Annotated in this window: 9 protein-coding genes and 1 pseudogene; 5 read left to right on the top strand and 5 right to left on the bottom strand. The window is 67.7% G+C overall.

Going from position 1 to position 12,043, the window contains the following annotated elements:
- Positions 1 to 486: pseudogene (locus tag ACRC20_RS00130) on the top strand (hypothetical protein); the annotation flags it as partial.
- Between the two features lie 46 nt (positions 487 to 532).
- Entirely contained in the window at positions 533 to 1,222 is a 690-nt protein-coding gene (locus tag ACRC20_RS00125) for an LpqN/LpqT family lipoprotein (RefSeq protein WP_438684298.1), read from the top strand.
- Positions 1,223 to 1,413: 191 nt separating this feature from the next.
- Here the strand turns inward: ACRC20_RS00125 and ACRC20_RS00120 are convergent, their stop codons facing one another.
- The 3 genes from ACRC20_RS00120 to ACRC20_RS00110 all read right to left on the bottom strand — a co-directional run bounded on the left by ACRC20_RS00120 (position 1,414) and on the right by ACRC20_RS00110 (position 3,911).
- The gene (locus tag ACRC20_RS00120; protein WP_438684297.1) at positions 1,414 to 1,722 is read right to left on the bottom strand and encodes a hypothetical protein; all 309 of its coding nucleotides are present in this window, start codon (positions 1,720 to 1,722) and stop codon (positions 1,414 to 1,416) included.
- A gap of 132 nt (positions 1,723 to 1,854) precedes the next feature.
- Positions 1,855 to 2,535, bottom strand: coding sequence for a DUF5134 domain-containing protein (locus ACRC20_RS00115; RefSeq protein ID WP_438684296.1), 681 nt, complete (start codon positions 2,533 to 2,535; stop codon positions 1,855 to 1,857).
- Positions 2,532 to 3,911 carry a PepSY-associated TM helix domain-containing protein gene (locus ACRC20_RS00110; protein WP_438684295.1) on the bottom strand — a complete coding sequence of 460 codons (1,380 nt, stop codon included), beginning with the start codon at positions 3,909 to 3,911 and terminating at the stop codon, positions 2,532 to 2,534. Before ACRC20_RS00110 ends, ACRC20_RS00115 begins: the two co-directional genes overlap by 4 nt.
- A 136-nt stretch (positions 3,912 to 4,047) precedes the next feature.
- On the opposite strand from ACRC20_RS00110, the gene ACRC20_RS00105 reads away from it, so the two are divergent.
- From ACRC20_RS00105 to ACRC20_RS00095, 3 genes are read left to right on the top strand one after another with little or no spacing between them, the layout of a single operon-like run.
- A complete protein-coding gene (locus tag ACRC20_RS00105; RefSeq protein WP_438684294.1) occupies positions 4,048 to 5,379 on the top strand; it encodes a hypothetical protein in 1,332 nt (443 codons plus the stop codon).
- Entirely contained in the window at positions 5,376 to 6,398 is a 1,023-nt protein-coding gene (locus ACRC20_RS00100; protein ID WP_438684293.1) for a glutamate ABC transporter substrate-binding protein, read from the top strand. The genes ACRC20_RS00105 and ACRC20_RS00100 overlap by 4 nt, the downstream gene beginning before the upstream one ends.
- Positions 6,395 to 8,566 carry a tetratricopeptide repeat protein gene (locus tag ACRC20_RS00095; RefSeq protein ID WP_438684292.1) on the top strand — a complete coding sequence of 724 codons (2,172 nt, stop codon included), beginning with the start codon at positions 6,395 to 6,397 and terminating at the stop codon, positions 8,564 to 8,566. Before ACRC20_RS00100 ends, ACRC20_RS00095 begins: the two co-directional genes overlap by 4 nt.
- A 356-nt stretch (positions 8,567 to 8,922) precedes the next feature.
- Here the strand turns inward: ACRC20_RS00095 and fgd are convergent, their stop codons facing one another.
- Both fgd and ACRC20_RS00085 read right to left on the bottom strand, forming a co-directional pair.
- Entirely contained in the window at positions 8,923 to 9,930 is a 1,008-nt protein-coding gene (gene fgd / locus ACRC20_RS00090; RefSeq protein WP_438684291.1) for a glucose-6-phosphate dehydrogenase (coenzyme-F420), read from the bottom strand.
- A 186-nt stretch (positions 9,931 to 10,116) separates the two neighbouring features.
- Positions 10,117 to 11,964 (bottom strand): DUF4873 domain-containing protein, encoded by a 1,848-nt coding sequence (locus ACRC20_RS00085; RefSeq protein WP_438684290.1) that lies wholly within the window; start codon positions 11,962 to 11,964, stop codon positions 10,117 to 10,119.
- Positions 11,965 to 12,043 lie beyond the last annotated feature (79 nt).

Genomic DNA, 12,043 nt, shown 5'->3' with positions numbered 1-12,043 from the left:
TTGGGGGCGGGGGTCGGCACGGTGGCCGGCGCGCCGGCGCTCGGTGCTGCCGGAACCGCCATAGGCACCATGCTCGGCAGCGGGGTCGGCAAATTGGCAGGCAAATTGGCCGCAGCTGCGGCTCCGAGGATCGGGGCTTCGGTCGGCGGCGCGTTGGGCGGCGCGGCGGACGGCGCTGTCGCAGGAGCTGTCGCGGGCTTGAGCAGCGGTGGGGTGCTCGGCGCGGTCCGCGGAGCCGTCACCGGCGCCACGGGCACCGCCCCTGCCGGGCTCTCCGAGATCGGCGCAGCAATCGGCTCCAGTCCGGGAGCGCTCATCGCAGGCTTCGGAGCGGGCATTCCAATCGTCAGCTCTGCCAGCCAATTCGTGGGCAAAGCAGTGTCCAACCTCGGGAGTTCGCCCGCCGCTTCGTTGGGCGGACTGATCGGAAATGGGATCAAAACAGCGGGTGGCTTCATCGGCGGCGGCACAGCGGCTCGCCCCTGACACGGCGTTGGTGTTCTGGGGCGAGAAAACATGAGGAAATGACGATATGAACGAGGTTGAGAACCCGGCGAAAGCCAAGAGCCTGCGTGCCCTGGCAGTGAACGACAGGCGGTCCCTCCTGCTGTGGAGTGTCGCAGTCGTGGCTGCCGCGGCGATCCTCATCTATATCGCCACGCGCCAAACACCGCATCCCACGACCAAGCCCGCCGCCCCCTCTCCCGTCAACGACACGACGATCGACCAATTTCTGCGCGACCAAGGGGTGGCGCTTGTGCTCCAAACACCGAACGACCCGGCGGCCTTGAGGGTTGTCGAGCGCATTCCGCCCGGATGGAGCGCTGTCCAATCCCCCGACACCTACCTCGTCCTGACGGGACAGAGCGAGATCGACCCGGATTTCACCCCGAACGGCATCGTCCTCGTTTATAAGCTTGCGGGCTCCTTCGACCCCAGGGGAGCTGTCCTTCGTGGTTTGACCGACACCCAGCGTCTGCCAAGCTTCCACCAGACCAACGCCTCTCTGAACGACTTCCAAGGACAGCCGTCCTCCGCCATCGAAGGCTCATACACCTACAACGACGACAAACAGCTGCGGATCTCCCACAGGAACGTCATAGCGCAGACCCCAGCGGGGCGCTACCTCGTGCAACTTATCGTGACCACAACGGTCGCACAGGCCAACGTGCTCGCAGCAGACATCAAAGACATCACGAACGGACTCGACATCACAACCTGAGGAGGGAAAAGCTATTGGCCCCTCCGACAGAGACCCGCACAAGCCAACCGCCCGGCTTCGGCCACAAGTTTGCTGTGGTGGACGCAGGCGGTCTTCTCCAGCGATCCGGCCGAGTGCGCAGTGCTGTCCGAGCGCCGACTACCGGCTTGGTTTTGCCTGAGGAACAGCCGTGTCCTAAAAGCAGATCTCGCCTATTCCGCTGATCGTCGCCAACGTCGCCCGCCTGCCAACATGCCGGGAGGCGGCATATCGACTTGCGCTCGGCGAAATGCCTCGTCGCATCGCAGCGCGAGCCTGTCAAGCTCGGCGCGGTCGTCCAGAAGATCGAACAAGCGGCGCAGCTTGCTGCCCAGCTCTTCAAGCGTCACGGCTTGCTTCACCACGGTAAGGCTGTTTGCCGGAACATCACCTCGATATTTTATCCCGCCCGCCAATTCCCCACAGCCCAGTTCTAAGACCGATTCCGCAATAGTCCAGCACGCCGCCAGGACGTTCGGCAAGCCGCAGACGGGACAGGCGAAAGACGCTCGCACACGCCGGACCGGCGCCGCCGCGCCGCGCATATGTTTGATACAACCCGAAAACGCCGGGCAGCACAAGGAGAATAAAAGAAAAATCCCCGAATCCGATGCTCAGGCCATGACGAGAACCATGATCCCCATGCCGAGCGCCATCGCCGTCTCGCAGAGCAGCTCCGCCTCGGCCGCGAGGGAACGCCCCCGGTCCTTGCGCAGCTCGAAATAACATCGCAGCCACCACAGCACCGCCGCGAAGAACACCACGCCGAGCGCCACGTCGAGCACCGTCGTCCACATCGGCGCGGAATGCTGGGCGGGGCTCGGCGCCTGCGCGCCCATCTGATGCCCCGCCATGTCCATCCCTGCCATGCCGCCGTGGTCGTGGCCAGACGCGGCCTGCGCGGGCCGCTCGGGCTCGAAGCCTCCGACCAGCCATCCCCCCATGACCACCGTCATCCACAGCATCGCCGCCATCATCACCGCGTGGTACCACGTGGTCCCCTTGCCCGACGCGCAGACAAAACCGGCCATGCCCTGGTAGCGCGGGCTGCGGGCGAACGCGAGCAGGACGAACCACACGGTCCCGACCGCGAACACCGCGAACTGCGCCGGATACGGGACCGTGGGAGTCCCCGGCCTGATCATCGCGAGCATCGACAAACACATGAGCAGATGGAAGACGTGGCCGACCTTGCTCCGCCAGATCCCCGGACGCAGCAGCCGCCACAGGCAGTAGCCCCCCGAACACACGAAAAGGACGACGAGCACCCAGCTCAGCCACGGGTCGACGATCATTCGGCCGCGTGCTCCTGGGGGCGCCTCCCGCTTGCGGGGGATCGCCTCGCTCGCAACCCCAACAACACATCGACCACGACGAACGCGGCAAGGCTCGCGCCGAACACAGGCAGGAACCAGCCCGCGAACAACAGCGCGCCCACCAGCACGGCGGCGACAGCAGGCGACAAATCTGCGAGCGCCCCGCGCTCGGGCGCGGCAGCCCAGAGGCCGTCGCCGCCGCGACGGGAACGGAGCCACCACATGCGGTAGCCGTAAAGAATCATCACGACCAATCCTATCCCCACCACCGCGAGGGCAAGCTGGTTCGCCCAGCCGAACAAGAGGCCCATGTGCAGGGCGATGGCCCACTGCGTGATTTTCGCGAGCATCGGCCAGTCCTCGAACTGGCTGACCGCCACGACGGCGCCCGTCGCCGGATCGACCGAAGCCCGGTCGTACCGGAACGGGTACGACCGCTTGCGGTCCGACGTCGTCCACGCGGCGCCAGCTTTCCCCGACGGCGAGACGACCAGCGGGTCGACCAGGCCGACCGAGCGCGCCCCGGCCTCCACCCGGTCGAGCCTCGCCAGCCACTCCGGCTGGTCCTGCGCCACGGGCGCCGGGCGGGGCGCTGTCGTGGCAGGCAGCGCTTTGGCGAGCGGCGGATTCGCTCCGGACAACGCCGTGCGCAACTGGTCGATGTTGTCCCCGGCGTGCAAGGACCACGACAAACCCGAAGCCGACAGGAAGAGCAAGCCCGCCGAGAGGACCAACCCCAGTTTCGCGTGCTTGCTCCGCAGGCCCTGGCGTCGATCCTGCCCGGAAGCACGTCTGCGCCTCGGCCCCAAAAACCAGAGCACCGGCCCCGAAAGCGCCAAAACCCACAGCCAACTCGCAGAAAGCTCCGCATAGTTGCGCCCGAACTCGCCGAGGAACAACGTCCGGTGCAGGTCGTCGACCCATTTCGCCTCGAAGACCTGCACTCCGTCGCCAGCGGTCTCGCCTCGGAACTCGGCGGTGTAGGGGTCGACGAACACGGCGCACGGGCAACCCGCCCCGGACATGGCGATCCGGGTCGTCGCCCGAGCGTCCTCCCCGGTCGCGACCGACACGACGGCCCGGCCAGGATATGCCAGCTGCGCGGCGCGGACCTGCTGCGACAGCGGAAGTTTAGCGGCCTTGACCACATCGACCGAAAGCTCGTGGCGGTGCGCGGCCTGCGCGACGCCCGGGGCGACGGTGTACATCACGCCCGTGATCGCCGAGATGAGGAGGAACGGGCCGACGAACACGCCGACATAGAAGTGCAGCCTCCGGAAAAACGTTAAAACCGCTGTTCTCCGGCCTGTGAGCGCAGTCGGCCCCGGCGCCTCCGACAAGACAGTCGTCGTCATATGTCACAAGTCGGATATGAGGCCGGGGAAGTTCCCGGCTACTCAAGAAGCCACGCTAGACTTCGAAAAGAGTTCTGAGGAATCTCTGAGAAAGAGCAGCCCGAAGAACTGACAGCAGGCTACGAAAGGGGTGACGGTGCGAACCTTATCTCCCCTCTCGGTGCTCAGAACCGACTCCACGCCGTTCCGGCGCGCGGGCGGGGCCGACGCGGAGATCGACTTTCTCGAGCTGCTCTGGGAACGGGCGCAGACCAGTCCCGGCAGGCTCGCCGCCACGGCGTTCGGCCTGATTCTGCTCATCGTCATCGCCGGGGTCACCGCCGCGCAGTCGATGGCGGACCGCACCCGAGGGCTCGACACGACCCTGCACCGGGCCGAGCCCCTCACCAATGTCACGCTGACCTTGTACACCGAGCTCTCCATCGCCGACGCCGTCACCGGAGCCGTGTTCCTCTCGCCGGGGCTGGAGTCGCAGGAGATGCGCGACCGGTACGACAAAGCCATCGCGGCCGCGAGCGCGGCGACGGTGCAAGTCGCCTCCAACCTGCAAAGCTCCCAGCTGCAGACCATCGCCGAAGAGCTCCCCGTCTACACCAGGCTGGTCGAGAGCGCGAAGGTCTACAACCGGGCGGGCAAACCCGTCGGCGCGGCCTACCTCAGCCAAGCCTCCCATCTCATGCAGTCCGTGCTCCTGCCTGCCGCAGAGCGCATGCACCGCGACCAGATCGACGCGCTGGAGAACGCGCAGGGGCAGCAGACCCAGCCGCCCTGGGGCCTCACCCTGCTCCTCATGGCGACATTGGGCTGCCTCGTCCTCGCGCAGCTGCGCCTCGCCAAACGGTCCCGGCGCAGGTTCAACCCCGGCCTCATCCTCGCGAGCGGCTGCTTCGCGGTCCTCCTGCTCTGGTTCCTCGTCTCGTCCGTCCTGCTTGTGACGCTCAGCGGCGAGGGCCAGAGCGAGGGCACCGACCCCTTGCGGACGCTCACGGCGGCCAGGATCAACGTGCAGCAGGCCCGCACCCAAGAGACCCTCCAACTGCTCCGCCGGGGCGACGAGGACCAACTCGAACAGAACTACCGCTCCAGCATGGCCGCGGCGCACGAGCAGCTCGGCAAGCTGGACTCGGCGCAGGGCGAGCCCGGAGCCCGCAAAGCCGCCGCCGCCGCGGTCAACGCCTGGACGAAAACCCACGAGCAGCTGCGCAAGGACCTCGCCGCAGGCATGTACGGCGAATCGGTGGAGCTGGCGATCGGCCCCGGCCCGGACGCCTGCGCCGCCCAGTACCGGGCGCTGGACAACGCCCTCACCTCGGACATCGAGCATTCGCGGCGGACGCTGCGCGACTCGGTCGCCCAGGCGCGGGAGTCGTTGACCGCGCTTGCCCCCGCGACCGTCTTCCTGACTCTCTGCGCCGTCGCCTTCGTCGTCGCGGGATACTGGCCCCGACTCGGCGAGTACCGCGCATGAAGCTGCCCGCCGCCGTCCGGACCAGCGCCGTCCGCGCCCTCTCGGCCCTCCTCGCAGTCGCGTCCCTCGCGAGCTGCTCGAGCGAGGGCGCCGTCGTGATCGCGCAGCCGAGCGTGTCGCTGCCGCCGCTCTTGCCCGCAGGCGCTTCGCTGCTCAACCCCGCCGAGCTCGGCGACAACCCGCTCGACCAGTGCCAGCCCCCCTTGCCGCTGCGCCCCTACCAGGGCAACCACGACCCGATCCCCGGCGGACGGCTCGACCGCGTCCTCGCCAGGGGCAGGCTCGTCGTCGGCCTCGACCAGGGCACCTATCCGTTCAGCTACCGGGACACCGCCACCGGCGAGATGAAAGGGTTCGACGTCGCCATGGCCAGGGAGATCGCGCAGGGCATGCTCGGCGACCCCGGCAGGGTGGAGTACCGGATCATCTCGTCGGCGGGCCGCACCGCGGCCTTGGAGAACGACACGGTCGACCTCGTCGTCAAAACAATGAGCATCACTTGCGACCGGGCCAAGGACGTGACCTTCTCCGAGCCGTACTTCGAGACCGACCAACGCGTGATGGCCGCGACCAATGCGAACGCCACCACGCTCGCCGACCGCAGAATCCTCGGCGAGTCCACCGTCTGCGCCGCACGGGGCACGACGTCGATCGCGCAATTCCACCACCTGTTCCCCACCGCGAAGATCCTCGGCACGACCACCTGGGCAGACTGCCTCGTCGCCATGCAGCAGGGCTCGGTGGACGCCATCACCTCGGACGAGTCCATCCTGTACGGGTTCTACGACCAGGACCCCAACCTCTACTTCCTCTCCGCGTTGCAGCTGGGCCGCCAGGTGTACGGCATCGGCATGCACAAAGGCGAGGAAGAGCTCCAACGCGTGGTCAACGGGATCATCGAGAAGATCAAGGCCGACGGCGCCTGGGCCGATATCTGCCGGAACAACCTCAAATTCTCCCCGTGCAACCGGGCTCCCTCGACCCCCCAATACGCCCCCGAGGGTCCGACCGCGCCATGACCGAAGCGTTCTACCCCGACACCACCCAGCCCGTTCCCACCGCGCCGGTCGAGACAAGCGGCCCGACCCGGCGCTTCGAGCGCACGGTGACCGTCCCCGTGTCCGAGCGGCTCATCGGCGGCGGCCTCGTCCGCATCCCGCCCGTGCCCGCGTTGGAGCCCGCCCTCGCCCTCATGCCGGACCCGCAGGTGCCAGAGAACAAGCGCTACTGCTGGAAGTGCCACGCGCCGGTCGGCCGCAAGGGCCCCGACGGCCCCGGCCTGCCCGAAGGGGTCTGCGCGAAATGCAACACCCCGTTCTCCTTCCTCCCGCAGCTGAAATCCGGGGAGGTCGTCGCGGGCCAGTACGTGGTGCGCGGCCCGATCGCGCACGGCGGCCTCGGGTGGATCTACCTCGCGGAGGACAGCAACGTCGACGACCGGCCCGTGGTGCTCAAAGGCCTGCTCTCGCGCGGCGACGCGAGCGCCCAAGCCATCGCGCGGGCCGAGCGCCAATTCCTCTCCGAGGTCTCCCACCCGGGCATCGTGGAGATCTTGAACTTCGTGGAGCACCCGGACCCGGACGGGGTCCCGGTCGGCTACATCGTCATGCAGTACATCGGCGGCGTGTCGCTGCGCGACCTCCTGTACGGGCGCGAGCCTGGCTCCCCGCCGCTCGTCAACGCCCTGCACCGCGAGAGCCTGCCCGTGGAGCAGGCGCTCGCGTTCCTCATGGAGGTCATGCCCGCGCTCGGGTACCTGCACTCCATCGGCCTGGCCTACAACGACCTCAAGCCCGAGAACATCATGCTCACCGAGGGCCAGCTCACGCTCATCGACCTCGGCGCGGTGACCAGCATGCACGACACCGACCGGCTGTACGGCACGGTCGGCTACCAGGCCCCCGAGCTCACCCTCACCGGCCCCACCGTCCAAACCGACCTGTTCACCGTCGGACGCACGCTCGCCGTGCTCACCGTGGACCTCCCGCTCTCGAAGGGGCGTTACGCGGAGGGCCTGCCCACGCCGGAGGAGGAGCCGCTTTTCGCCCGCTACCCCTCCTACTACCAGTTCCTTCTGCGTGCGACGCACCCGAACTCCAGGGCCCGGTTCCAGTCCGCGACCGAGATGTCGGCGCAGATGTCCGGGGTGCTGCGAGAAGTCCTCGCGGAACGTCGGAGCAGGCCGTATCCCGCGAGCTCCACCCTGTTCACCGCGACCCGCGCCGAGTTCGGCACGGACGTGCTGTCGCGCAGGCTGGACGTGTACGCGGACGGGCGGGACCGCCGGGGCGAGCTCCAGCCGAAAGAAGTCGTCCAGGCGCTCCCGCTGCCGCTCGTCGATCCGGCGCATCCGTCCGCCGCGCTCCTGGCGACCCTGCTGCACACGAAGCCAGAACATGCGCTGGAGTCCGTGACCGCCGCGTTGGAGGCCGACCCCGACGACACCGAGACGGTGCTCGCGGCCGTGCGGGTCCACACTGGCCTCGGCGAGCTCGACAAGGCGGGCAAGCTCCTCGACAACCTCTACGCCCCGCGCAACTGGCGGCCGTCCTGGTACCAGGGGAACCTCTCGCTGCTGCAGGGCGACCTCGAAGAGGCGAAGAAATCGTTCAAAGAGGTCTGGGCGATGCTGCCGGGCGAGCCTGCCCCCAAACTCGCGCTCGCCGCCGTGTTGGAGCTTCTGGACGATCCTGCCGCGAAGACCCTGTACCGGCTGTGCTGGAGCACCGACGACGCGCTGGTCAGCGCCGCGTTCGGCCTCGCCCGCAGGCTCGCGGCCGAGGGCGACCCGATGGGTGCCGTCGCGGCGCTGGACAAAGTGCCCGCCAGCTCGCGCCACGCGACGACGGCGAAAGTGACAGCGATCGTCATCCTGCTGCAAGACAAGATCGACGAGGAACGGCTCCGCGCGGCCGCCGACCGCCAGCAGACCCTCCCCCAGGAGGAGCCCCGCGCCTTGGCCGCCCGCGCGTTCGTCCTCGGCAAGGCGCTGCAGTGGATGCAGGAGCGGCCCGCCCACTCGCCCCCGCCCAACGGCAATTTCCTCGCCAAACCATTCACCTTGAACGGGCTGCGCCGCCAGAACGAGTCCGCGCTCCGGGCGCTCGCGAAACGCGCGGCGAGCCGCAGCCAGCGTTACGCGCTCGTGGACCTGGCGAATCTCGTCCGCCCCCGCAGCCTCTTCTGATCCTTCGAGGCTCACGCGGCGATCTCTCGCGTTGCGCCCCTCCTCGCGTACTACTTCCGCAAGCTCCCCCTTCCTCGTACGCAACGTCGGGTCGCGCCTTGGATCTCATCCACGTGATTCCCCGAAGTCAATATCGCCTCGGGCGCTCTCTTGAAATGAAAAGAGCGACCCGCTCAACCCGCCCCAGACGGGGGGAGGGGAAAACAAGGGCGGGGAGCGGGTCGCCACGATCAGTGTAACGCACAGCTGGGTTGCGCACAACTTCTATGATCAGGCATTTTATGGCCTCATGTTGACACAAGCGCAGTCTGTGTCAACATGCCAGAAAACCCTTCGGCCCGGGCCTCTCGACAGCCTCAGAGCGCGCGCAGGCGGGGAGCCAAGTCTCGTTCGAACACTTCCAAGAACCGCAGCTGGTCGTGCCCGGGGGCGTGGAAGACCAGATGGTTCAGCCCGAGGTCGGTGTAGAACTTGATCTTCTCGACGGCCTCGTCCGGATCGCTCGCGACGATCCACCGCTTCGCGATCTGGTCCATCGGCAGCGCGTCGGCCGCCGCCTCCATCTCCTTCGGGTCCGAAAGCGAGTGCTTCTGCTCGGCGGAGAGGGAGAGCGGGGACCAGAACCTGGTGTTGTTGAGCGCGAGCCACGGGTCCGGGTCGTAGGACAATTTGATCTCGATGAGCTTGTCGATGCCGTTCACATCGCGCCCGACCTTGTCCGCCCCCTCTTTGACGGCGGGGAGCAACGTCTCGGTGTACAGCTCCGCGCCCTTGCCGGAGGTGCAGATGAAGCCGTCGCCCGCGCGGCCCGCGTACCTGGCGACCACGGCGCCGCCCGCGCTCACGTAGATCGGAATCGGCTCGGACGGCTTGTCGTAGATCGTCGCGTCGACGGTCGAGTAGTACTCGCCCTCGAAATTGACCCGGTCCTCGGTCCACAGCTTGCGCATCAGCTCCACCGACTCCCGCAGGCGGGCGAAGCGCTCCTTGAACTCCGGCCATTCCTTCAGGCCGACGGCCTGCTCGTTGAGCGCCTCGCCGGTGCCGACGCCCAAGAAGATCCGGCCGGGGTACAGCTCGCCGTACGTGGCGAAGGCCTGCGCGATGATCGCCGGGTTGTAGCGGAAGGTGGGCGTGAGCACGGACGTGCCGATCTGCACCCGGCTCGTGCGCTCGCCGACGGCCCCGATCCAGGCGAGCGCCCACGGCGCATGCCCGCCGGTGTAGCGCCACGGCTGGAAATGGTCGCTCACCACCACGCTGTCGAAGCCGTGGCGCTCCGCCGCGACGGTGTATTCGACGAGTTCGCGGGGGTTGAACTGCTCTGCGGACGCCTTGTAGCCGAGCTTGATCGGAAGACTCATGCCACCAGCTTACTGCGCGTCCCTCGGAGCGCCACCGTCCGCGTTACGCCCGAGCCTCCAGCACCGCTGGCTCCGACCCGAACGGCGCAGCCCCCGCGCCGACGATGCGGGGCCAGAAGCGCAGGACGAAGTCCGGAGCGACCAGACAAACACAGCGCCTTCAGGCAATGTCCGCATCCGTCCGCGTTACGCCCGAGCCTCCAGCACCGCTGGCTCCGACCCGAACGGCGCAGCTCCCGCGCCGACGATGCGGATATTGCCGTGCGCGTCCGCCTCCGCGAGGCGGACGGCGACGGGCTCGCGGCCCGGCAGCTGGAGCTCGACCTCCGCGCCGCCCGCAGCGCGCAGCTCGGCGACTCGGGCGTTCTTCTCGACCTGGCCGTACCAGTGGTCTTTCCCGCCGACCGGGTCGCGGTGCCCGCGCAGCTCCACGGAGACCGGAACCCGCTCGCCCGCGAGCACGATCTCCGCGCCGCCCGTGTAGCCGCCGTCGAAGCCCCGGCTCTCGGCGCTCGACAGCTCCCAGTCCGTCTTCTTCGCGTTGCGGGTTTTCCACCACAGCCCGACCGAGAAGCCCGGCCAGGCGATCGCGTTGCGGCCCTGGCTGTCGAGGTACCAGCTCTTGCAGCCGCCGATGAGCCACACCGAGCTCTTGAGCTTCTGCTGCACGTCCCTGTTGTAGTCGCGTTGGACGCTCTCGCGCAGCTCCACCCTGGTGGCCGACGAGCCGCGCCCGAGGATCCATTGGATGGCCTGGCCGATGTAGTGCATCTGCGCCTCGATGGCGAAGATGACCGATTGGTTGCCGCCCGTCGTGTTCAGCCCGACCAGGGTGAAGAGGTTCGGGAAGCCGTGCATCCCGAGGCCGAGGAACTGCTCCGGCCCGTTGGCGTGCCACTCGTCGGCGAGGGACTTCCCCCCTCGTCCGACGACCGGGAGGTGCAGCACCCCTTCGGTCGTCTCGAAGCCGGTGCCCAAGACCACCACGTCCGCCTCGTGCAATGTCCCGTCGGCGCTGCGCACGCCGCGTTCGGCGAACTCCGCGACGCCGCTGTGCTCCAGGGTCACATTCGGCCGCTGCAGCGCGGGGTAGTACGTGCTCGACATGACGACGCGCTTGCAGCCGAACCGCCAGTTCGGGGTCAGCAGCTCCCGCAGCTGCGGGTCGGCGACCTGCCGGGCGAGATGCGCCTTCGACGCGGCCTCGAAGAACCGGGCGAAGATCTTCGGGAAGAAGAGGTTGAACACGAACGCCTCGTAGATGAAGTAGGCGCTGGCCCGCAGGAGGCGCCGGGCGCCGGGGACATGCTTGAGGATCGCGTGCTGCCACGGCTTGATCTCGTAGTCCAGCCGGGGCAGGACCCAGTGCGGAGAGCGCATGAAGACGGTCAGCTGCTCCGCCTCTTTCGCGACCTCGGGGACGAACTGGACCGCCGAGGCCCCGGTGCCGATGACGACGACCTTCTTGCCCTTCAGGTCGATGTCGTGGCGCCACTGGGCGGAGTGGAACACCGGTCCCTGGAATTTCGAGAGGCCGTCGAACTCGGGGATCTTCGGGACGTGCAGACCGCCGAAGCCGCCGATCACCACGCGGGCGCTGTATGTGCTGCCGTCCGAGAGGAACACGTCCCAGCGGTCGGCCGCCTCGTCGAACACGAGCCGCTCGACCGCGACGCCGAACCGGGTGTAGGGCGGCAGGTTGTAGTCCGAGGCCACCTTTTTCGCGTACGCGAACAGCTCGGGCTGCGGGGCGAACAGGTTCGACCAGTCGGACTTCTGCGCGAACGAGAAGGAGTACATCGGCGAGGTCACGTCCACCGCGCAACCGGGGTAGGTGTTGTGCCACCACGTCCCGCCGAAGTCGTCCCCCTTCTCCACGATCAGGAAGTCGCGGACGCCCGCCTCCTGCAGCTTGACCCCGGCGCAGATGCCGCTGAAGCCCGCTCCGACGATGAGCACGTCGATCTGCTTGGGCTGCGACTGGCCCTCGGCGGGGAGCGAATCGATCTCGGGCGAAACTGAGATTTGCGTCATAGCGATAGCATAACCTTGTTGTGTGTCGAGATCTACACAGCGTCCATCACAAGCCGCAGCTGTATGTAACTTGGGTCAT

Origin of the sequence: Segniliparus sp. (assembly GCF_051660745.1) — a bacterium.
Classification (GTDB): Bacteria; Actinomycetota; Actinomycetes; order Mycobacteriales; family Mycobacteriaceae; genus Segniliparus.
Note: the sequence above shows the minus strand (reverse complement) of the source record. Positions and strands in the feature narration are given on the sequence as shown.

Excerpts from the sequence above, each read along its gene's own strand:
- ACRC20_RS00095 (WP_438684292.1), top strand. The coding sequence starts at position 6,395 with ATGACCGAAGCGTTCTACCCCGACACCACCCAGCCCGTTCCCACCGCG.
- ACRC20_RS00115 (WP_438684296.1), bottom strand. The coding sequence starts at position 2,535 with ATGATCGTCGACCCGTGGCTGAGCTGGGTGCTCGTCGTCCTTTTCGTG.
- ACRC20_RS00125 (WP_438684298.1), top strand. The coding sequence starts at position 533 with ATGAACGAGGTTGAGAACCCGGCGAAAGCCAAGAGCCTGCGTGCCCTG.
- ACRC20_RS00085 (WP_438684290.1), bottom strand. The coding sequence starts at position 11,964 with ATGACGCAAATCTCAGTTTCGCCCGAGATCGATTCGCTCCCCGCCGAG.
- ACRC20_RS00110 (WP_438684295.1), bottom strand. The coding sequence starts at position 3,911 with ATGACGACGACTGTCTTGTCGGAGGCGCCGGGGCCGACTGCGCTCACA.
- ACRC20_RS00100 (WP_438684293.1), top strand. The coding sequence starts at position 5,376 with ATGAAGCTGCCCGCCGCCGTCCGGACCAGCGCCGTCCGCGCCCTCTCG.
- fgd (WP_438684291.1), bottom strand. The coding sequence starts at position 9,930 with ATGAGTCTTCCGATCAAGCTCGGCTACAAGGCGTCCGCAGAGCAGTTC.